This is a genomic window from Minwuia thermotolerans (genome assembly GCF_002924445.1).
In the GTDB taxonomy this organism is placed as follows: domain Bacteria; phylum Pseudomonadota; class Alphaproteobacteria; order Minwuiales; family Minwuiaceae; genus Minwuia; species Minwuia thermotolerans.
In genome coordinates, this window is sequence record NZ_PIGG01000076.1 from 114,659 (window position 1) to 135,766 (window position 21,108).

At 67.8% G+C, this 21,108-nt stretch carries 20 protein-coding genes; 15 read left to right on the forward strand and 5 right to left on the reverse strand.

Features of this window, described 5'->3' with window-relative positions:
- Positions 1-346 precede the first annotated feature (346 nt).
- A complete protein-coding gene (locus CWC60_RS22045) occupies positions 347-1,093 on the forward strand; it encodes a DUF4197 domain-containing protein (RefSeq protein ID WP_206420090.1) in 747 nt (248 codons plus the stop codon).
- Between the two features lie 96 nt (positions 1,094-1,189).
- Positions 1,190-2,416, forward strand: coding sequence for a response regulator (locus tag CWC60_RS22050; RefSeq protein ID WP_109796077.1), 1,227 nt, complete (start codon positions 1,190-1,192; stop codon positions 2,414-2,416).
- Between the two features lie 27 nt (positions 2,417-2,443).
- On the opposite strand, the gene CWC60_RS22055 is transcribed toward CWC60_RS22050, so the two are convergent.
- A complete protein-coding gene (locus CWC60_RS22055) occupies positions 2,444-3,232 on the reverse strand; it encodes a rhomboid family intramembrane serine protease (protein WP_109796078.1) in 789 nt (262 codons plus the stop codon).
- 78 nt (positions 3,233-3,310) lie between these two features.
- On the opposite strand from CWC60_RS22055, the gene CWC60_RS22060 reads away from it, so the two are divergent.
- Positions 3,311-3,961 (forward strand): DUF6134 family protein, encoded by a 651-nt coding sequence (locus tag CWC60_RS22060; protein ID WP_125182852.1) that lies wholly within the window; start codon positions 3,311-3,313, stop codon positions 3,959-3,961.
- 28 nt (positions 3,962-3,989) lie between these two features.
- Here CWC60_RS22060 and bmt read toward each other — a convergent pair whose 3' ends face one another.
- A complete protein-coding gene (gene bmt, locus CWC60_RS22065) occupies positions 3,990-4,982 on the reverse strand; it encodes a betaine--homocysteine S-methyltransferase (protein ID WP_109796100.1) in 993 nt (330 codons plus the stop codon).
- Between the two features lie 87 nt (positions 4,983-5,069).
- Between bmt and CWC60_RS22070 the strand changes: the two genes are divergently transcribed.
- The 6 genes from CWC60_RS22070 to CWC60_RS22095 all read left to right on the forward strand — a co-directional run bounded on the left by CWC60_RS22070 (position 5,070) and on the right by CWC60_RS22095 (position 11,332).
- Positions 5,070-6,251: an acyl-CoA dehydrogenase family protein gene (locus tag CWC60_RS22070; protein ID WP_109796080.1), complete on the forward strand. Its 1,182-nt coding sequence runs from the start codon at positions 5,070-5,072 to the stop codon at positions 6,249-6,251.
- Positions 6,252-6,373: 122 nt separating this feature from the next.
- The gene (locus CWC60_RS22075) at positions 6,374-7,531 is read left to right on the forward strand and encodes a CaiB/BaiF CoA transferase family protein (protein WP_109796081.1); all 1,158 of its coding nucleotides are present in this window, start codon (positions 6,374-6,376) and stop codon (positions 7,529-7,531) included.
- An 8-nt stretch (positions 7,532-7,539) separates the two neighbouring features.
- Positions 7,540-8,412, forward strand: coding sequence for an EamA family transporter (locus CWC60_RS22080; RefSeq protein WP_125182853.1), 873 nt, complete (start codon positions 7,540-7,542; stop codon positions 8,410-8,412).
- A 69-nt stretch (positions 8,413-8,481) separates the two neighbouring features.
- Complete coding sequence (locus tag CWC60_RS22085) at positions 8,482-9,255, forward strand: (Fe-S)-binding protein (protein WP_109796083.1); 774 nt, start codon at positions 8,482-8,484, stop codon at positions 9,253-9,255.
- A gap of 122 nt (positions 9,256-9,377) precedes the next feature.
- Positions 9,378-10,799 carry a LutB/LldF family L-lactate oxidation iron-sulfur protein gene (locus tag CWC60_RS22090; RefSeq protein WP_109796084.1) on the forward strand — a complete coding sequence of 474 codons (1,422 nt, stop codon included), beginning with the start codon at positions 9,378-9,380 and terminating at the stop codon, positions 10,797-10,799.
- Positions 10,800-10,828: 29 nt separating this feature from the next.
- Positions 10,829-11,332, forward strand: a complete 504-nt coding sequence (locus CWC60_RS22095) for a hypothetical protein (RefSeq protein ID WP_109796085.1) — start codon at positions 10,829-10,831, stop codon at positions 11,330-11,332.
- Between the two features lie 114 nt (positions 11,333-11,446).
- On the opposite strand, the gene CWC60_RS22100 is transcribed toward CWC60_RS22095, so the two are convergent.
- Together CWC60_RS22100 and leuA are read right to left on the reverse strand one after the other, a co-directional pair.
- A complete protein-coding gene (locus CWC60_RS22100) occupies positions 11,447-13,039 on the reverse strand; it encodes an N-acyl-D-amino-acid deacylase family protein (RefSeq protein ID WP_206420091.1) in 1,593 nt (530 codons plus the stop codon).
- Between the two features lie 326 nt (positions 13,040-13,365).
- Positions 13,366-15,039, reverse strand: a complete 1,674-nt coding sequence (leuA, locus tag CWC60_RS22105; RefSeq protein WP_420891180.1) for a 2-isopropylmalate synthase — start codon at positions 15,037-15,039, stop codon at positions 13,366-13,368.
- Between the two features lie 414 nt (positions 15,040-15,453).
- Here leuA and CWC60_RS22110 point away from each other — a divergent pair, with 414 nt between their 5' ends.
- Positions 15,454-16,152 carry a TetR/AcrR family transcriptional regulator gene (locus CWC60_RS22110; RefSeq protein ID WP_109796087.1) on the forward strand — a complete coding sequence of 233 codons (699 nt, stop codon included), beginning with the start codon at positions 15,454-15,456 and terminating at the stop codon, positions 16,150-16,152.
- A gap of 250 nt (positions 16,153-16,402) precedes the next feature.
- The gene (locus tag CWC60_RS22115; RefSeq protein WP_109796088.1) at positions 16,403-17,221 is read left to right on the forward strand and encodes a flagellin; all 819 of its coding nucleotides are present in this window, start codon (positions 16,403-16,405) and stop codon (positions 17,219-17,221) included.
- 66 nt (positions 17,222-17,287) lie between these two features.
- On the opposite strand, the gene queF is transcribed toward CWC60_RS22115, so the two are convergent.
- Positions 17,288-17,737: a preQ(1) synthase gene (queF, locus tag CWC60_RS22120; protein ID WP_109796089.1), complete on the reverse strand. Its 450-nt coding sequence runs from the start codon at positions 17,735-17,737 to the stop codon at positions 17,288-17,290.
- Between the two features lie 27 nt (positions 17,738-17,764).
- On the opposite strand from queF, the gene CWC60_RS22125 reads away from it, so the two are divergent.
- The 4 genes from CWC60_RS22125 to CWC60_RS22140 all read left to right on the forward strand — a co-directional run.
- Positions 17,765-18,448 carry an HAD-IA family hydrolase gene (locus CWC60_RS22125; protein ID WP_109796090.1) on the forward strand — a complete coding sequence of 228 codons (684 nt, stop codon included), beginning with the start codon at positions 17,765-17,767 and terminating at the stop codon, positions 18,446-18,448.
- Positions 18,445-19,134 carry an ATP12 family chaperone protein gene (locus CWC60_RS22130; protein WP_109796091.1) on the forward strand — a complete coding sequence of 230 codons (690 nt, stop codon included), beginning with the start codon at positions 18,445-18,447 and terminating at the stop codon, positions 19,132-19,134. The genes CWC60_RS22125 and CWC60_RS22130 overlap by 4 nt, the downstream gene beginning before the upstream one ends.
- Before the next feature lie 89 nt (positions 19,135-19,223).
- Positions 19,224-20,756 (forward strand): acyl-CoA carboxylase subunit beta, encoded by a 1,533-nt coding sequence (locus tag CWC60_RS22135; RefSeq protein WP_109796092.1) that lies wholly within the window; start codon positions 19,224-19,226, stop codon positions 20,754-20,756.
- 148 nt (positions 20,757-20,904) lie between these two features.
- On the forward strand, positions 20,905-21,108 hold a 204-nt coding region (locus tag CWC60_RS22140), incomplete at its 3' end, for a hypothetical protein (RefSeq protein WP_164516693.1).

A 21,108-nucleotide genomic window follows, 5' to 3' on the forward strand; every position in this document is an offset into this window, starting at 1 on the left:
GTTTGCGATCCGCGTCGGGCGGGGGAACCCGGATTACGGGCGGGCCGCCAGCCGGACGCCGCCGCGGGCCTCCACGCCCGGATTGCTCGGAAAAAAAGAATCCCGGCGCCGCAATCGGTTAGATGAATCTTCGCTCACAGTCTGCCGCACGGCGGCGCCGGGGGCGGTCGCATGGCCTGCTACTTGCTGACTGTCGGTCAGCCGGAAGGCTCCCGGCGGCTGATGCGGTAATCAGGATCCCCGACCCCCCAATCCATGCCGTGTCGGCCGCCGTGGTCTTCGGCTTTCCCCGCGCATCCCTGTCTGCGACCATGGCTTCCGGTCCCATCGATCAAGAGGTTCGGCCATGCGCCGCATGTTCATACTGCCAGTGCTGCTCTGCGCCATCGCGGGTCCGGTGCAGGCCGACGGCCTGTTCGGCAAGGCGAAGGACCTGCTGGGCGGCGCCGTGAAGCAAGCGCCCGCCGCGGGCGGCGAGCGGCAGGGCGGCCTCAGCCGCTCGGAGATCGGCGCCGGCCTGAAGGAAGCGCTGCGCGTCGGCTCGGGCCGGGTGGTCGATCAGGTCAGCGCCATCGGCGGTTTCGACGCGGATCCGGCGATCCACATCCCGCTGCCGGAGAACCTCGCCAGGGCCCAGTCGATCCTCGGCCGGTTGGGCATGTCGAACCAGCTGGATGCGCTGGAGGACCGGCTCAACCGCGCGGCGGAGACCGCGGCGGCCAGGGCGAAGCCGCTGTTCGTCGACGCCGTCGAGGCGATGACGATCCAGGACGTCATGGAAATATTCAACGGTCCCGACGACGCGGCGACGCAGTATTTCCGCCGTCAGATGACGCCCGGTCTGCGCGCCGAGATGAAGCCGGTGGTAGACGAAAGCTTGGCCGAGGTCGGCGCGATAGAGACCTACGAACAGACTGTCGGCGAGTTCCGCAGCATGCCGATGGTGCCGGATCTGCGGGCCGACCTTACCGATCACGTGCTCACCCTGGGGCTGGACGGCATCTTCCACTACCTGGCGCGCGAGGAGGCGGCGATCCGCAACAATCCGGCGGAACGCACCACGGCGCTGTTGCAGCGGGTCTTCGGCGGCTGACCGCCGCGGACCTGAAATTGCATATGTTCCCAAGATCGTTCATTTTCGCCCGAGGGGAACGGCGGCCTCGCGGCCGCGCATGAGGGGAACAGTTTATTGGCCAGCGGACGCTTCGTTATCATCGACGACGATCGCCTGACCGCCGGACACGCGCGCGCAGTGCTCGAGCGCGCCGGCTACGAGGTCAGCGTCTTCGCCTCCAGCATCGAGGGGCTGGAAGCGGTGCGCCGCGACCGGCCGGACGCGGTGCTGACCGACGTCATGATGCCGGAGATGGACGGCATGGAGCTGACGCAGAAGCTGCGCGAGGATTCGTCCTTCGACGAGATGCGCATCTTCGTCTTTTCCGGCAAGGCCTTCGAGTACGACCGCGCCCGCGCGATGGAGCTGGGCGCCGACGCCTACATCCTGAAGCCGATCAAGGCCGACAGCTTCCTGAAGACGGTCGAGCGTGTGCTTTCCGACAGGATCGCGGTGAAGTTCTGGGGCGTGCGGGGAACCCTGCCCAAGCCCGGGCCGGACAGCCTCAAATATGGCGGTAACACCTCGTGCGTGACGCTCTCCTTCCCGCGCGGGCAGTTCTTCATCTTCGACGCCGGCAGCGGCATCCGCGAGGTCGGCTCCAGCCTGATGGCCGAAGGCAAGACCCGCTCGGAGGGGAAGATCTTCATCTCCCATCCGCACTGGGACCACATCAACGCCCTGCCGTTTTTCGCGCCGCTGTTCATTCCCGGCAACGATTACGAGGTGCTGGGACCGATGCACGGCTCCATGGGCATCGAGAAGCTGGTCTCGGAACAGATGAGCGGCGCTTACTTCCCGATCACCGTGCGCGAGTTCGGCGCCCGTGTGACCTACCGCGATCTGCGCGAGGGCGAGTACGACGTCTCCGGCATTCCGGTGAAGACCATGCTGCTGTCCCATCCGGGATACTGCCTGGGCTACCGGGTCGACTATGCGGGACGGTCGTTCTGCTACATCACCGACAACGAGATGTTCCTGCCGGAGTCGGACTATCACGCGCCCGATTACATGCAGAACCTGGCCGATTTCGTGCGCGGCACGGACATGCTGGTCACCGACACGACCTACACCGACGACGAATACCGCTCCAAGATCGGCTGGGGCCATTCCTGTCTCAGCCAGGTGGTGGAACTGGCCTGCCAGGCCGACGTGAAGGGGCTCTACCTGTTCCACCACGACCCGGACCAGAACGACGCCGCCATCGATGCGAAGCTGGAGGCGGCGCAGCGCATGCTGTCCGAACGCGGCTCGCCGGTTGCCTGCTATGCCCCGGCGGAGGCCGAGACCATACTGGTCTGAGGCGTTGGCGGCGCCGCTTGCAGCATCTCAGCCCCAGGGACCGCGCTTGTAGGGCGAGTCCGGATGCGGCTCGGGCCGCAGGATGCGGATCGCAGCGTCCTTGCCGAAGGGGGCGAGGGCCATCTCCTTCTCCTTCGACAGGATCGGGTGATCGCGGTCGCGGAACAGCAGCACCAGCACCGCGCCCGCCAGAAAGCCGCCGACATGGGCGAACCAGGCGATGGGGTCGCTCTCGCTGCCGACGCGCAGCACGTTGAGGACCTGCAGCCCGAACCAGAGGCCCAGCAGCACCAGCGCCGGCAGGCGCAGCGGGATGAACAGGAAGCCGATGGGGATGCCGACCAGGATCCGGGCCCTGGGATAGAGGATGATGTAGCCGCCCAGCACGCCGGAGACCGCGCCCGAGGCGCCGATCAGCGGCGCTTCCGAGGTCGTGTCCCACAGGCCATGGCACAGCGCGGCGATGGCGCCGGTCAGCAGCAGGAAGGCGAGAAACCGCCAGTGACCCATGGCGCTCTCGACATTGTCGCCGAAGACCCAGAGAAACAGCATGTTGCCGATCAGGTGCATGAAGCCGCCATGCAGGAAGATTGTGGTGACCAGGGTCAGCGCCGGCGGAACCACGGCCAGATCCGCGGGCAGGGCGCCGTGGCCGAACAGGGCGGCCGGGATCATGCCGAACTGGTAGATCAGCGCGACTTCCGCGCGCTCGTCGAGAACCAGCTGATAGAGGAAGACGAGGACGCACAGGCCGACCACCGAGCGTACGACCCAGGGCGTGCGGTGTGCCGGCGCGTCGTCATGCAGCGGAATCATTCGGTCAGGCTCCGTTCATTCCCTTCCTCATGTTGGGCGTGCACTCGGAAATCCAAAGCGGCTTACCAGATTATGACCATGATCGACCGACGCGCATTCCTGGTCGGCGCGGCCGCGAGCCTCGCGGCGCCGGCCTTCGCCGCCGCGCCGGCGGCCTGGGACATCGACTTCGATGTGCGGATCGCCGGGCAGTCGGTCGGTCACCACCGGCTTGCTTTCCGCCGCGACGCCGCGGGCGACCTTCGGGTGACGGTGGACGTGGCCATGCGCGTGCGGCTGATGTTCGTGACCGTGTTCGACTATCGCCAGCAGGCCGAGGAGACCTGGCGCGGCGACCGGCTGCTGCGTCTCGAATCCCGCACCGTCGACGGCGACAACCGCGACCACGTGGTCGCCGAGCGGAACTCGGAGGGGCGGATCGCGGTGCAGAGCCGCCGCGCCGGCGACCGGGTGGTGGACGGCGACATGTGGCCGACCTCGGCCTTCTGGCGGCCGGCGGCGGTGGAGCGGGCGCGTTTCCTCGACGTCGCGACCGGCGTCATCCGCCCCGTCGACATTGCCTATCGAGGCCTGGAGATCATCGAGGCGCTGGGACAGGAGCGTCCGGCCAGGCGCTATTTCGTCGACACCAGCCGCGCCTTCGATGTCTGGTACGGCTCCGATGGCGCATGGCTCAGGCTCGAATGGTCCGGCTTCGGACTCACCGCCCGCTATCATCGCGTGACCTGAACAAGATGCCGCGCGTCAGGGATTGGTCTCAGGCGCGGCGGCGCCGGCGAACGTGGCGGATGCTCTCGGTGTTGGCGGCAGGCGGCGCGATCAGGGGGCCCAGGGCCGCGGTGATTTCCGCGAGGTCCGGACGCGGGCCGCGCTCGCTGGTGTCCAGGGCGAGCCGCATCGCCCGGATGTGCTCGGGCGTGGTGCCGCAGCAGCCGCCGATGATGCGCGCGCCGGCGTCCCGCGCGAAGCGGGCATAGGCGGCCATCAGCTCGGGCGTGCCGGTGTAGACCACCTTGTCGCCGCGGATCTGCGGGATGCCGCAGTTCGCCTTGGCGATGACGACGCCGGTCTCGGTGGCCATGCCCAGCACCGCCAGCAGCAGATCGGAGGCGCCCACGCCGCAATTCGCGCCGAAGGCGACCGGCGGGACGGGCAAGGTGGCCGCCACGCCGGCCAGCAGCTCCGGCGGCAGGCCCATCATCGTCCGGCCGGCGGTGTCGAAACTGGCGGTGTAGACATAGGGCAGCCCCTCGGCGATGGCGGCCTCGGCGGCGGCGCGCATTTCCTCGGGCGCCGACATGGTCTCGATCCAGGCGACGTCGGCGCCGCCGGCCTTGAGGCCGCGCGCCTGTTCGGCGAAGGCCGCGGCCGCATCCGTGTGGGTCATCCGGCCCAGCGGCGCCATCAGTTCGCCCGTCGGCCCCATGGAGCCGGCCACGACGATCGGCCGGTTGGCGGCGTCGGCGACCTGGCGGGCCAGCGCCGCGCCGAGGCGGTTGAGTTCCTCCGCCCGGTCCTCCAGCCCATGCAGCATCAGGCGATAGCGGGTGCCGCCGAAGGTGTTGGTGAGAATGATGTCGGAGCCGGCGTCGACGAAGCTCTGGTAGTTCGCGCGGATCTTGTCCGGTTCGTCGGCGTTCCAGGCTTCGGGCGCATGGCCCGGCGGCAGCCCCATCGCGAACAGGTTGGTGCCGGTCGCGCCGTCGGCCAGCAGGCAATCGCGTTTTTCCAGCAGTTCCGACAGCAGCATGGCTATGTTCTCATGGATATCCGGATTCTCGCCTAGCATGGCCGGCGGGGGTCAACTATCCATGAAACGACGGGGAGGGTCGCAGACATGGAAAAGATCATACGCAGCCGTACCGGCGCGGAGATCAGCGAGGCGGACGAACGCCAGCTGCTCGACACGATCCGCGTCTGGCTGAGGCGCGATGTCGAGGACAAGGTGCTCGATCTGGAGCACGCCGACGAATATCCGCACGAAATGGTCGCGCAGATGAAGGAACTCGGCCTGTTCGGCGCCACCATCCCGGCCGAATATGGCGGCCTCGGCCTGCCGGCCCAGACCTATGCGAAGATCGTCGCCACGATCTCCGAGACCTGGATGTCGCTGACCGGCATCTTCAACTCGCACCTGATGATGGCGGCGGCGGTCGAGCGCTTCGGCACGGAGGAGCAGAAGAACCGCTTCCTGCCACGTTTCGCTTCGGGCGAACTGCGCGGCGGGCTGGCGCTGACCGAACCGCATTGCGGCACCGACCTGCAGGCGATCCGCACGAAGGCGGTGCGCGACGGCGACGACTATGTCGTCAATGGCGGCAAGACCTGGATCTCCAACGGCATCGAGGGCGGGGCCGTCGCCCTGCTGGTGAAGACGGACACGGACATCGAACCGCGCCACAAGGGCATGAGCCTGTTCATCGCCGAGAAGGGGCCGGGCTTCACCACTGGCCGCAAGCTGAAGAAGCTCGGTTACAAGGGCATCGATTCGGCGGAGCTGATCTTCGAGGACTACCGCCTGCCGGCGGCAAACCTGATCGGCGGCGTGGAGGGCAGGGGCTTCCACCAGACCGTCGGCGGGCTGGAACTGGGCCGCATCAACATCGCCGCCCGCGGCGTCGGCGTGGCGACGGCGGCGCTCAACCGCGCGGTCGAATACGCCCAGATCCGCGAGACCATGGGCAAACCCATCGGCGAGCACCAGGCGATCCAGCTGAAGATCGGCGACATGGCGACGAAGCGGCGCGCGGCGGAACTGCTGATGCTGGACGCGGCCATGGCCTATGACCGTGGCGAACGCTGCGACATGGAGGCCGGAATGGCCAAGCTCTTCGCCTCCGAGACCGCGCTGGAGAACGCCACCGAATGCATGCGCATCCACGGCGCCTATGGCTATTCGGCGGAGTTCCCGGTCGAGCGCTATTTCCGCGACGCGCCGCTGATGTGCATCGGCGAGGGCACCAACGAGATGCAGCGCATCATCATCGCGCGGCAGATGCTGGCGCGGAATCCGGCATGAAGGGGCCCGGCAACGCGCCCCTTCATGCCGCCCTCGGACCTGATCCGAGGGCCCGGCGAAACGAATGACTGGGTCCTCGGATCAAGCCCGAGGACGCCGATCGAGATAATCCGGAGATCCACATGAAACTCGAAGGCATCCGCGTCCTGGACATGTCGCTGTTCCTGCCCGGGCCGCTGCTGACCCAGATGATGGCCGACCACGGCGCCGAGGTGATCAAGCTGGAGCCGCTGTCGGGCGAACCGAACCGGGAGATCGGCCAGGTGCGCGACGGGGTCACCGTCTATTTCGCCAACACTCATCGCGGCAAGAAGTCGATCCAGCTCAATCTCAAGACCGACGAGGGGCGCGAGGCGCTGCTGAAGCTTGTCGAGAGCTGCGACGTCATGGTGGAGGCCTTCCGCCCCGGCGTGGTCAAGCGCCTCGGCTGCGACTACGAAACGGTGAGCGCGCGCAATCCGCGCCTCGTCTATCTCTCGATCTCCGCCTTCGGGCAGAGCGGCCCCTATGTGAAGAAGCCGGCGCACGACCTGGCGACCGAGGCGCTGGCGGGCGTCCTCTCGCTCAACCAGGGGCAGGACGGCAAGCCGGCCATCCCCGGCATCGCCAATGCCGACATGCTGTCGTCGATGATGGGGCTGTCGGGCGTGCTGATGGCGCTGCTGCGGCGGGAGAAGACGGGCAGGGGCGACTATATCGATCTCGCCATGATGGACTCGCTCTTCGCGGCCATGCCTAACCTGATGGGCTCCACCTTCGCCGACAAGACGCCGCCGGTCTGGAAGGAGGAGCGGACGGGCGGCGGCTACGCCTTCTACCAGATCTACGAGACGAAGGACGGCCGGCACGTCGTGCTCGGCGCCTCGGAGATGCACTTCGCCGAGACCGTGATGCGGAAGTTCGGCCGCGAGGACCTGATCGAGGCCTGCAAGCCGCCGCCGGGACCGACGCAGGAGCCGGCGCGGCAGTTCCTGCGCGAGACCTTCCGCACGAAGACCCAGGCCGAGTGGGTGGAGTGGTTCGAGGGCGTCGACGCCGCCTTCGCGCCGGTGAAGAACCTGCGCGAGGCCTGCGACGACCCGCAGGTGCGCCACCGGGAGATGATCTTCGAGGACGAGCGCGGCTGGGAGCATATCGGCGTGCCGATCAAGTTCGCCGCCGAGCCCGGCAGGCCGCGCCTCGCCTTCGCCGAGGTCGGCGAGCACACAGCCGGGACGCTGAAGGAACTGGGCTACAGCGACGAGCAGATCGCTGCAATGAAGGAAGGCGGCGTGTTCTGAAGGTGTCGATGACCCGACGCGACGCCCTGCTGGCCGTCATGGCCGCCTTCATCTGGGGGGCGACCTATCCGTTCTCGGCGATCGCGTTGCAGGATACGCCGCCGATCTTCTTCACGGCGCTGCGCTTCGCCTGCGCCGCCTGCTTCGTCGTGGTGGTGCCAAGGCCGCGGATCCCGGCCGGGAAGCTGATCCTTCTGGGTCTGTTCCTCGGCGCGGTGCTGTTCGCGCTGACCTTCATCGCCATGACGCAGGGACTGAGCGCGTCGCTGGCGTCGGTGCTGGTGCACACCCAGGCCTTCTTCACCATCCTCATCTCGATGGCCGTGTTCGGCGAGCGGATGAGGCGCCGGCAATTGCTGGCGCTGCTGATCGCGGCCGCAGGAATCGCGGTCCTGGCCATCGACCGCGGCCGCGCCGGCTCGGCCGTCGCCCTGCTGCTCATCCTGCTGGCTGCGCTCTCCGGCGGCATCGGCAACAACATCATGAAGTCGCTGGGTCAGACCGACATGCTCCGCGTCTCGGTCTGGATGAGCCTGGTGCCGCCGCTGCCTCTGCTGGGCCTGTCGCTGGTTCTCGAAGCGGACGGTTCGGCCGCGGACCTGATTTCCACCGTCACATGGCCGACAGCGATCGCCCTTCTCTGGTCCAGCGTCCTGGCCACGGTTCTCGTCTTCGCCATCTGGGGGCGGCTGCTGGTCGCCTACTCGTCGGCCGCCGTCGCACCCTTCTTCCTGCTGGTGCCGGTATTCGGCGTCGCGCTGTCGGCCCTCGTTCTGGGGGAGACCCTGTCGGCGCTGCAGATCTCCGGCGGCCTGCTGGTCTTCGCCGGCCTTGCCCTGGCGCTCTGGCCGGCCCGGAAGCCGCCATTGCCGGTCGCCTGACCCGCCGGGCGGCGCGCGAAGGCGCATAGACGCTTAGCAGCGCCAGCCACTTCCTCTATAACCGTCGCCATGAGCGCCAATGCCAATGCCCGGCCCCGCGTGGGGCTGTTCGTGACCTGCCTGGTCGACCTCTACCGGCCCAGCGTCGGCTTCGCCGCGGTGAAGCTGCTGGAGCGCGGCGGCTGCGCGGTCGACGCGCCGCTGGCCCAGACCTGCTGCGGCCAGCCCGCCTACAATTCCGGCGACCGGGCGGACACCGCCGCCATCGCGAAGCAGGTGATAGAGGCCTTCGAGGGCTTCGACTATGTCGTGGCGCCCTCGGGTTCCTGCGCCGGCATGATCCGCCATCACTATCCGACGCTGTTCGCCGACGACGGCGACTGGGCGCGGCGCGCGGCGGATCTGGGCGCGAAGACCTTCGAGCTCGTCTCCTTCCTCACCGGCGTCTGCGGCATGACCGAGGTCGAGGCGAAGCTGGACCGGACCGTGACCTATCACGACAGCTGCTCGGGGCTGCGCGAACTGAAGATCAAGGAACAGCCGCGGCGCCTGCTGGCGACCGTGGACGAACTGGAACTGGTCGAACTGCCGACCGCCGAGACCTGCTGCGGCTTCGGTGGCACGTTCTGCATCAAGTATTCCGACGTCTCCGCCGAGATGGTGCGGCGCAAGTCCGACGACATCCAGGCCACCGGGGCGGACCTGCTGCTGGCCGGCGACATGGGCTGCCTGCTGAACATGGCCGGCAAGCTGAAGCGCGAGGGTGCGGACATCCAGGTCCGCCACGTCGCCGAGGTGCTGGCCGGCATGACCGACGGGCCGGCCATCGGTGAGGAGGGATGATGTGCTGCGTGGTCGATTCTCCATGCGGCGTCCTGGGGCTTGACCCCAGGACCCAGTCATTCTTTTTGCTGGGCCCTTGGATCAAGTCCAAGGGCGCCGGCTTCATGACGGGAAACTGAGCCATGCAGCCGAAGTCGCATCTGTTCAAGGAAGAGTCGACGAAGGCCATCGGGGACGCGAATCTTCAGTCCGCCCTGAAGAACCTCCAGACCGGCTTCGTCGCCGCGCGCGCCCGCGCCGCCGACGGTCTGGACGAGTTCGAGGCGCTCCGCGACGAGGCGGTGACGCTCAAGGACCACATCCTCGCCAATCTCGACTTCTATCTGGAACGCTTCGAGGAGAAGGTGACCGAGGCCGGCGGCACGGTGCATTTCTGCGCCACCGCCGAGGAGGCGCGCCAGACGATCCTCGAACTCTGCCGCCGCTATGGCGCGAAGTCGGTGACCAAGGGCAAGTCCATGGTCGCCGAGGAGGTGGCGCTGAACCCGTTCCTCGAGGCCAACGGCATCGAACCGGTGGAGACCGACCTCGGCGAGTACATCATCCAGCTCGCCAAGGAAGCGCCCAGCCACATCATCGGCCCGGCGGTGCACAAGACCAAGGAGCAGGTCTCCGACCTGTTCCACGAACATCACGCGAAATACGGCCGGACCGAGCGACTGACCGAGGCCGAGGATCTGGTTACCGAAGCGCGCGAGGTGCTGCGCCAGAAATACTTCGACGCCGATGTGGGCATCACGGGAGCCAACTTCCTGATCGCGGAGACCGGCTCCACCATCATCGTCACCAACGAGGGCAATGGCGATCTGACCCAGATGCTGCCGAAGGCGCATGTGGTCATCTCCGCCATCGACAAGGTGGTGCCGACGCTGGAGGACGTCTCGACGATCCTGCGCGTGCTGGCGCGTTCGGCGACGGGGCAGGAGATGTCGGCCTACACCACGCTCTCCACCGGGCCGAAGCGGGAGGGCGACCTGGACGGGCCTGAGGGCTTCCACGTGGTGCTGCTGGACAATGGCCGTTCCGACCTGCTGGGCACCGACAAGCAGGACCTGCTCCGCTGCATCCGCTGCGGCGCCTGCATGAACCATTGCCCCGTCTACACCGCCGTCGGCGGCCACGCCTATGGCTGGGTCTATCCCGGTCCCATCGGCGCGGCGCTGGACCCGCATATCGTCGGGCTGGAGGAGGCCCGGCATCTGCCCAACGCGTCGACCTTCTGCGGCCGCTGCGAGCAGGTCTGTCCCATGCGCATCCCACTGCCGAAGATCATGCGCCACTGGCGCGAGGAAGCCTTCGAGCGCGGCCTGCCGCCGGCCCGGGAGCGGCTGGCGCTGAAGGGCTGGGCCTGGATGGCCAGGCACCCCTGGGCCTATCGGCTGGCGGCGCGGATCGGTATCGGCGTCATGGGACGGCTGGGCCGCCGCCGCGGCGGGCGGTTCCGCGACCTGCCGCTGGCGCGCGCCTGGACGAAGAGCCGCGACATGCCCGCGCCCGAGGGCCGCACCTTCATCGACCGCTGGAAGGCCGGCGAGCGTGGCTAGGGGGTTCGAAGACCGGATCGGAACGCACCATGGCGCGTGAAGGCGATGCGCAGTTGCTGGAAGCCATGCAGCTCGGCATGGAGCAGGGGCAGCTTTCCATGCACATTAGCTACCGCAAGGCGCGCCGCGTCGAGGGGTTCCGCGACGTACTGGCCGCCCAGGTGGGCCGGCGCGCGGTGCTGATCCGCGACTGGTTCCTGCCGGTCTCTCTGGCGCTGATGGTGGCCTGGTTCGCGCTGGCCGAGTGGCTCGGCCTGCACGAGATCAGCTATCGCGTCGTCGGATCCCAGATGTCGCTCGGCTTCATCACCTTCGCGCTCCTGCTGCTGGCGCTGGTGCTGTTCTCGCGCAAGCACATCCGACCGCTGCAGGGCCCGGCGCTGCATCAGGTCGCGCTCTCCGACCCGGAGCTGTTCGTCCGGCTCTGGCGGCGCGGCGCCGTGGCGCTGATCACCCGCCAGGGCCGCGACCGCATCTGCCAGAGCCCGAAGGACGACTGGCGGCAATATGTCCGCCGTACGCTGGTGTTCTGAAGATCTTCGCCCGGCTCAGCCGCGGATCAGGCCGCCGGGCCGGGCCCCGGTGAGCTCGCCGCCGGCCAGCGTCTCGACGCCGGCCTTGATGGTGTGGCGGTAGCCCTTCGCGCGCTAGATCAGCCGCCGCCCGCCTGCGGGCAGGTCGTAGACCACCTCCGGCATGGTCACGGCGAGATTGTCGAAGTCGATGACGTTGAGGTCGGCCTTCATGCCCGCCTCGATCGTGCCGCGGTCGGTGAGCCCGTAGGCGCGGGCGGTGTCGCGGGTCTGCTTCTTCACCAGGAAGGGCAGGTCGAAGCGCTCGCCGCGCTTCCGGTCCCGGCCCCAGTGGGTGAGCAGCGTCGTCGGCGCGGAGCTGTCGCAGATCAGCCCGACATGGGCGCCGCCGTCGGCCACGCCGCAGACCGTATAAGGGTCGGTCATCATCTCGCGCACGACCTCCAGGTCGCCGTGGTAATAGTTTTCGAACGGGTAGAGCAGGATCGCCTTGCCCTCTTCGGCCATCATCAGGTCCAGCGCCAGTTCCCACTTGTCCAGGCCTTCCCGCCTCGCGCGGGCGCCGACCGAGTTGGCCGGATCGGGCTCGTAGTCCAGCGGCAGGGCCAGCGGGTGCGCCTTGTCGAGACCGAAATCCATCCACTTCGCGTGGCCGTGGCTGCGGTCCTCGGCCAGCAGCCGCTCCCGGACCTCGGCGTTGTTCTTCAGCGTCAGGTAACGCTCGCGCGGGGACAGATGCTCCAGTTCCTTCCACGTGCGGTGGCGCAGGAAGGGGTGAACCGAGGTTTCCAGCCCCATCAGGATGCCGATCGGGCGCGTGCCGACCTGGCCGTTGGCGGCGATGCCGGCCGCGTTGGCGGCGCGGATGCCGTCGCGGGTTTCCTGCCAGCGGTCGGGGGCGTTGTCGACCTGGATCAGCAGCACCGAGAGCGGCCGTCCGGCCCGCTCGGCGGCGGCGCGCAGGATGGCGAAGTCGCCGTCCTCGAAGTCCGAATTGACCTGCAGCACGCCCTTGCCGGCGCGGCGCATGGCGTCGGCCATGCCGAACAGCTCCGCCTCGCGCGCGGTGAGAGACGGCGTGAAGCGGCCGTCCGCGGCCTTGTGCTTGATGGTCCGCGAGGTGGTGAAGCCCAGCGCGCCGGCGGCCAGCGCCTCCTCCAGCAGCCGGCCCATATGGGCGATCTCGTCGTCCGACGGCAGGGCCTGGTAGTCCGCGCCCCTGTCGCCCATGCAGTAGAACCGCAGCGCCGCGTGCGGCACCTGGCAGCCGATGTCCATGGTGCGCGGCGTCTCCGCCAGCACGTCCATGAACTCGGGGAAGCTTTCCCAGCGGAAGTCGATGCCCTCCGAGAGGACGATCTCGGGGATGTCCTCGACGCCTTCCATCAGGTTGATCAGATAGGGCTCGGCGCCCGGCTTCACCGGCGCGAAGCCGACGCCGCAATTGCCGAAGACGGTCGTCGTGACGCCATGCCAGGCCGAGGGTGTCAGGTCGCCGTCCCAGGTCGCCTGGCCGTCATAGTGGGTGTGGATATCGACCCATCCCGGCGTGACGATCGCCCCGCCGGCGTCGACCTCGCGCCGCGCCGGTCCGGCCTTGCCGCCGGCCTCCACGATCACGCCGCCGCGGACCGCCACGTCCCCGGTGAAGGCCGCCTTGCCGGTGCCGTCGATGATGGTGCCGCCCCGAATGACCAGATCGTGCATGACGCCGCGCTCCCCTGTCTCGTTTCCGGAACGAAGATATACGCGACGTCAGGCCGGGAACCAAAGGCGATTCCGGCATGGAAGGGGCGCGGCAGCCGTTCTGGCCGCGTCCGGGCGTCGGCTGACGCCGGCTGCAGGTCACCTGTTGTCCTGGCCGCCGCGCCTGCGAAGCGCATCCCCCACCCCGTCCCTCCCCCTTGACCAAGGGGGAGGGTGACCCGAGTCAGCGGGTCGGGAGCGGGGTTGATTGCGGCTCGCTCGATCCTTCCGATGTATGATCGAGCCGTCCAAGGCTTTCGCCTCGGTACTCGATCAAATGAATACCGTCAGACCTTCGCCAGGCGGTTCAGGGCCGAGACGATGGCCTTCAGCGAGGCGGTGGTGGTGTTCTCGTCGATGCCGACGCCGAAGCGCTGCTCGCCATGGCGGTTGGCCAGACGTATGAAACAGACCGCGCGCGTGCGGCTGCCCTTCTCGCTGGCGTGGATGGCGTGCTCGCGGTAGTCGGTCAGGTTGGCGCGGATGCCGAAGGCGTCCTTCATGCCCTGGAAGAAGGCGCTTATCGGACCGTTCTCCTCGCCGGCGACCGTCACCGTTTCGCCGTCACGGATCACTTCGGCCTCGACCGCCGACATGCCGTCGCCCGATCCCGGGGTGACCTTGTAGCGGACCAGTTCGAAGGGTTCGGTGGTCTCCAGATAGGTGTCCTCGAAGCTCTGCCAGATCATGGCGGGCAGGATCTCCTTGCCCGTGGTGTCGGCGATCTTCTGCACCACCTGGCTGAACTCCACCTGCAGCAGTCGTGGCAGCTCGACGCCGAAATCGTTCTCCATGATATAGGCCGTGCCGCCCTTGCCGGACTGGCTGTTGACCCGGATGATCCCCTCATAGGCGCGGCCCACGTCCATCGGGTCGATCGGCAGGTAGGGCACTTCCCAGAGGCCGTCATTCGACTGGCGTACGGCGGCCATGCCCTTCTTGATGGCGTCCTGATGAGAGCCGGAGAACGCCGTATAGGCCAGCTCGCCGGCATAGGGATGGCGCTGGTGCACCGGCAACTGGTTGCAGTATTCCGCGACCGCGATCGATTCGGTGATGTTGGAGAAGTCGAGCGCCGGATCGACGCCCTGGGTGAACATGTTCAGCGCCAGGGTGACGAGGTCGACATTGCCCGTGCGCTCGCCATTGCCGAACAGCGTGCCCTCAATGCGGTCCGCGCCGGCCATGACGCCGAGCTCGGTGGCCGCCACCGCCGTGCCGCGGTCATTGTGGGGGTGCAGGCTGAGGATGACGGAATCGCGGTTCCGCAGATTGCGGTGCATCCACTCGATCTGGTCGGCGTAGTAGTTCGGCGAGGCCATCTCGACCGTCGCCGGCAGGTTGATGATGATCGGGTTCTCCGGCGTCGGCTCGAACACGTCCATCACCGCGTGGCAGATGTCGCGGGCATAGGGCAGCTCGGTGCCGGTGAAGCTTTCGGGGCTGTACTCGATGCGGACATTGCTGCCCTCGAGCGTCGGGATCAGTTCCCGGATCAGCTTCGCGGCGTCGACGGCGATCCGGGTGATGCCGTCCTGTTCCAGCCCGAAGACCACGCGGCGCTGCACGGTCGAGGTCGAGTTGTAGAAGTGTATGATGACGTTCTTCGCGCCCTTCACCGCCTCGAAGGTGCGGCGGATCAGCTCCTCGCGCGACTGGACCAGCACCTGGATGGCGACGTCGTCGGGAATGATGTCGTTCTCGATGATGTGGCGGACGAAATCGAAGTCGGTGTCGGAAGCGGCGGGGAAGCCGACCTCGATCTCCTTGAAGCCGACCGCGAGCAGGTGGCGGAAGAAGCGGACCTTGCGGTCGCGGTTCATCGGCTCGATCAGGGCCTGGTTGCCGTCGCGCAGATCGACGGAACACCAGATGGGCGCCTTGTCGATGGTCTTCGTCGGCCAGGTCCGGTCCGGCAGGTCGATCTTCGGAAAGGCCCGGTACTTGTGGAGGTTGGGCATGGTAGGCATGGTCGTTGTCTCCGGTGACGCTTGTAGCTTTGGAGGCGTCGGGGTCTGAGACCCGTGTCGGACCGCGCACGCAGCGTGGCCTTCAGTCGTTCAGCGATTTCAAGAAATGATGTCGACCGGATGCCCGGCCCCGACGCGCGAAAGGCTTAACCCGACTCTATCCGAGAGCCGGGCTGCCTAGGACGAGGCCTGGCAGGATATGACGCTTTGCGCCGGACATGGGCTGAAACCTAGGCCCGGCCTCCCGTGGCGTCAACCGAAAAGGGGTTCCCGGCTGGGGCTTGATCTCCCGCCCGGCGTCAAGCAAAGTCACTTCACTTTTGTCTCCGGCGGTGCCGCCGCCTCCGTCAAGCGCCGATTGCCGACGAAGACGTCCGACGGCGCGGATCACGATGACAGGAACCGATGGACAGGGATCCCTATTCGGAAGGCGTCCTTCCGGCCAAGCAGTTGCGTAGTCAGCGCCGCCGGCGCGCCATCCTGGACGCGGCGAACCGTCTTGTGGAAGGACTGGGTTACGAGCGCATGAAGATGGAGGATATCGCGGCCGAGGCGAACAGCTCGGTCGGCACCCTCTATCAGCGTTTCCGCGACAAGGACGGGCTGCTCGACGCCCTGGTGGGCGAGCGTCTGGCGCGTATGGCCGAGCGGGTCGATCGGGAGATCACGCTCGAGGCGCTGGGCGGCGGCGACCGGCGCCACGCGATACGGTGCGTCACCGCGCTGATTGTCGAGTTCTTCCGCGACAATCCCGGCTTCGTCCGCGCCGTCGTCGCCCGCCATCTGGGCGAGAAGGAAGCCTTCTCGCCGTTGAGGCCGCTCGCACAGAAGACCGTCAGCCGCGCCTGGGAGATCTACGGCCGGCTCTGGCCCGAGGAAGCGAACGAGGCGGTGCGCGCCCGTTTCCGCTTCGGCTTCCAGATCGTTCTCTCCACCTGTTCCAACGCGGTGCTGAACCGGCCCGGGCCGATCCTGATCGACGATCCGGTCATGCCGGACATGCTGGCCGACACGGTGCTGGCCGTCATGAACAGCGGGACCCTGCCGATCGACCGGGCCACGATCGCCCCGGTTCCGGCCGGCGGCGGTTCCGGCGAAACCTGAACGCGGCCGGGCCGCGCCCGGCAAGTTCTGACCCTGTTTCGATGACGAAGCGCGTCCTGCGGCGGCAAATCCTGCCGGGGCGCCCGGGCGGCTCGCGGCCGGATGATTCAAGAAAATTTATTCAACACAACGGTTTGGGCCGGATTTCCTCGACTGGCACGGCGGTTGAGTTGTGGGGTCTGCGCCATATCGGCGCTTGTGGGTGAACCGCGGGGCTCATGAAGGCAGCCCGTCTGAACAGGAGAGAGAAATGCTTTCGGTAAACACCAATACGGGCGCGATGCTGGCCTTGCAGCAGCTCAATGCGACCAACAGGGATCTTTCCGAGGTCCAGACCCGGATCAACACCGGCCTGAAGATCGCCGGTCCCAAGGACGATGGCGCCGTCTTCGCCATCGCGCAGAACATGCGCGGCGAGATCGCCGGCTTCGAGGCCGTGAAGACCGCCCTCGACAACGCGGTCAGCGTCATCGATGTGGGTCTGGCCGCCGGCCAGTCCGTTTCGGACCTGCTGATCGAGATGAAGGAGAAGGCCGTCGCGGCTCTCGATCAGTCGCTCGAGACCTCCAGCCGCAACGCGCTGCAGAATGACTTTGCCGCGCTGCGCGACCAGATCGCGACCATCGTCGGCAACGCGGAGTTCAACGGCTTCAACGCCCTGGACGGTTCCGTCAGCTCCATGTCGGTGCTGGCCAATCCGGACGGCGACACCATCACGGTGACGGCGCAGAACATGACCACGGGGACGGCCGGACTGACGCTGAGCGCGCTCAGCCTGTCCACGGCGACGAACGCCGCGGCCGCCCGCTCCGGCATCGATGCGGCGATCGACGCCGCCAACCAGCAGCTCGCGGTGCTCGGCACCCGGGCCAAGACGCTGGATATCCACACCAATTTCGTCGACAAGCTGATCGACAGCCTGAACACCGGCGTGGGCAATCTGGTGGACGCGGACCTGGCCAAGGAAAGCGCCCGATTGCAGGCGCTGCAGATCAAGCAGCAGCTCGGCACCCAGGCGCTTTCGATCGCCAACCAGGCGCCGCAGTCGATCCTCTCGCTGTTCGGCTAGGCCGGCGGCGGAGCACCCACATGATCGGGGCCGGCCTCCGGGCCGGTCCCCCTTCATGTCGCCACCCTACCGCCCGCGATAGGTCTCGACGCCCGGATCGGGCAGCCAGACTCCGGCCGGCGGCTCCCCCGTCTGATAGAAGACGTCGATCGGTATCCCGCCGCGCGGGTACCAGTATCCGGCGATCCTGAGCCAGTCCGGCCCGATCGCCGCCACGATCCGCTTCGCGATCGTCACCGTGCAGTCCTCGTGGAAGGCGCCGTGATTGCGGAACGACCCCAGGAACAGTTTCAGGCTCTTGCTCTCGACGATGCGCCCGGCCGGCACGTAGTCGATGACCAGCCGCGCGAAGTCGGGCTGGCCCGTGACCGGGCAGAGCGAGGTGAACTCCGGCGCGGTGAACCGCACCACGTACCTGGCGTCCGGATGCGGATCGGGCACGGCGTCCAGGACCGCTTCCCCGGGGCTCTCCGGTACGGCGCTCTGCTTTCCGAGATATTTTACCGCATCATTCATGGCCCGGTCCTGTGGCAGGTTGGCGGGATGACCCTTCGGCTCGTCATCTTCGACTGCGACGGCACGCTCGTCGACAGCCAGCACGGTATCGTCCGCTCGATGCAGCAGGCGTTCCTCAGCTTCGGCTTGATCGCACCCGACCCGGACGCGGTCAAGCGCGTCGTCGGGCTCAGCCTCGACCAGGCGGTGGGCCGGCTGGCGCCGGAACTGGGCGCTTCGGACGTCTGGCAGGTGGCGGGCGCCTACAAGGCGCTGTTCCGGGAACTGCGCGCCGGCGGCGACCTGCCCGAACCCGATTTCCCCGGCGTGCTCGACGCCATCGGCGCGCTCGATGCGGCGGGCTACCTGCTGGGCGTCGCCACCGGCAAGTCGCGGCGCGGCCTGTTCGCGGTGGTCGAGCGCCTGGGATTGGAGGGCCGCTTCGTCACGCTGCAGACCGCCGACGACGTCATGGCCGGCAAGCCCGCGCCCGACATGTGCCTGCAGGCCTGCGCCGAGGCGGGCGTGGATGCGGCGGACGCGGTGGTGATCGGCGATACCAGCTACGACATGGAGATGGCGCGGGCCGCCGGCTGCGGCGCCATCGGCGTCGCCTGGGGCTATCATCCGCCCGGGGAACTGGAAGGCGCGGGCGCCGCGCGGATCGTCGGTCATGGCGACGAGATCCCGGCCGCCGTCGCCGCGCTGCTGGGGGGAGCCCGGGCGGCGTGAAGCGTTTCTACGAGAAGGTCGGCGTGGAAGAGGCGCCGGGGGGCTGGGAGGTCCGCCTGGATGGCCGCGCCATGCGTACGCCCGCGCGGCAGCCCTTCCGTCTGCCGACCCGGGCGCTGGCCGATCTGGTGGCGGACGAATGGGCGGCCCAGGGGGAAAAGATCGATCACCAGTCCATGCCGCTGACCCGCATGGCCGGCACGGCCGTCGACGGCTTCGCGGGCCGCCGCGAGGACACCCGGCGGGCAGTCGCGCGCTTTGCCGAGGCCGACATGCTCTGCTACTGGGCGGACCAGCCCCAGCGCCTGATCGAGCGTCAGCAGGCGCAGTGGCGGCCGCTGCTGGACTGGGCGGAGGACCGTTTCGGCGCCCGGCTGCAGGTAACCTCCAGCCTGAACCCGGTGCGCCAGAGTCCGGCGGCGCTGGAGGCGCTGGAGCGCGCCGTCCGCAGCTATGACGATTTCCGGCTGGCCGGCCTGTCGGTCGCCGCCGGCGCAGCGGGCTCGCTGGTCATCGGCCTGGCCCTGGTGGAGCGCCGGGTGGACGCGGCCGCCGCCTTCGAGGCGGCGCAGCTCGACGAGAGCTTCCAGATCGAGGAGTGGGGCGAGGACGCGGAGGCCGCGCACCGGCGCGCGGCGATCCGCGGCGAACTTGCCCGGGTGGAGCGCCTGGTCGGCGCGCTCTGACAGGGCTGCGTCCCGCCAAAGGGCTGGCGGGGCCGAATGCCCGATGCTATCGAGGGGCCCTATCTGGGGAATGGCGCCGGGAGAGGCGGATGCAGGACATCGTTAGGATGCTGGAAGAGAAGCGCGCCAAGGCGCGCCTCGGCGGGGGCGAGAAGCGAATCGAGGCGCAGCACGGCCGCGGCAAGCTGACCGCGCGCGAGCGCATCGAACTGCTGCTGGACGAGGGCTCGTTCGAGGAATGGGACATGTTCGTCGAGCACCGCTGCACCGATTTCGGCATGGCCGAGAACAAGGTGCCGGGCGACGGCGTGGTCACCGGCTACGGCACGGTCAACGGCCGGCTGGTCTTCGTCTTCAGCCAGGATTTCACGGTCTTCGGCGGCGCGCTCTCGGAGATGCACGCGCGCAAGATCTGCAAGGTCATGGACAAGGCGATGCAGGTCGGCGCGCCGGTCATCGGCATCAACGATTCGGGCGGCGCCCGCATCCAGGAGGGCATCGACAGCCTGGCCGGCTACGCCGACGTCTTCCAGCGCAACGTCCTGGCCTCGGGCGTGGTGCCGCAGATCTCCATGATCATGGGCCCCTGCGCCGGCGGCGCGGTCTACAGCCCGGCGATGACCGACTTCATCTTCATGGTCAAGGACACCTCCTACATGTTCGTGACCGGCCCGGACGTGGTGAAGACCGTCACGGCCGAGACCGTCACGGCGGAGGAGCTTGGCGGCGCGGTGACCCACACGACAAAGTCGTCGGTCGCCGACCTGGCCTTCGACAACGATGTCCAGGCCATCGCCCAGACCCGGCGCTTCATCGATTTCCTGCCGGCCTCCAACCGGCAGGAGCCGCCGCACCGGCCCACTTTCGACGACCCGGAGCGCCAGGAGCATTCGCTGGACACCCTGGTGCCGCAGAACCCGAACAAGCCCTACGACATGATGGAGCTGATCGAAAAGGTCGTGGACGAGGGCGATTTCTTCGAGATCCAGCCGGGTTTCGCCAGGAACATCATCTGCGGCTTCGGCCGCATGGAGGGGCACACCGTGGGCGTCGTCGCCAATCAGCCGATGGTGCTCGCCGGCTGCCTGGACATCGACAGCGCGAAGAAGGCGGCGCGGTTCGTGCGCTTCTGCGACTGCTTCAACATCCCGATCGTCACCTTCGTCGACGTGCCGGGCTTCCTGCCGGGCACGACCCAGGAATTCGGCGGCATCATCAAGCACGGCGCCAAGCTGCTGTTTGCCTATGCCGAGGCGACGGTGCCGAAGGTCACGGTGATCACGCGCAAGGCCTATGGCGGCGCCTATGACGTCATGAGCTCCAAGCACCTGCGCGGCGACGTCAACATGGCCTGGCCGAACGCCGAGATCGCGGTGATGGGCGCCAAGGGGGCGGTGGAGATCATCTTCCGCGCCGACATCGGCGACGACGAGAAGATCGCGGCGCGTACCGAGGAGTACCGCCAGACTTTCGCAAACCCCTTCATCGCCGGCGCGCGGGGCTTCATCGACGACGTCATCATGCCCCACAACACGCGCTTCCGGATCATCAAGTCGCTGCGGATGCTGAAGTCGAAGAAACTCGAGAACCCCTGGAAGAAGCACGACAACATCCCGCTCTGAGCGGCCGATCCGATGTCATCCCCGGCGGTCCGCACGGCCGTTCGGGGCCATGGGACGGTCCCTACTGCTGAAGAATCCCGGCACGCTTAGGGCTGAGCCGGTATAAATACCTCTGTCATGTGCGATGCCCAGCCAGGGAGCATGACAGATGCCGGCCATCCCGACCCCGCCGAAGCGGTCCTTCCGCACGCCCGAAGCCTTCCGCCCCGCCCACTGGGTCTCGGCGAAGACGCCGATGCGGGACGGCGACATCGTGGGCGCGCAGCGGGCGCTGGCGGATGTCGGCCACTACCGGCCCTGGCCGGATCTCGGCTTCCAGCCGGTCGCCGAGCGGCGGCTGTTCGAGGGGCTG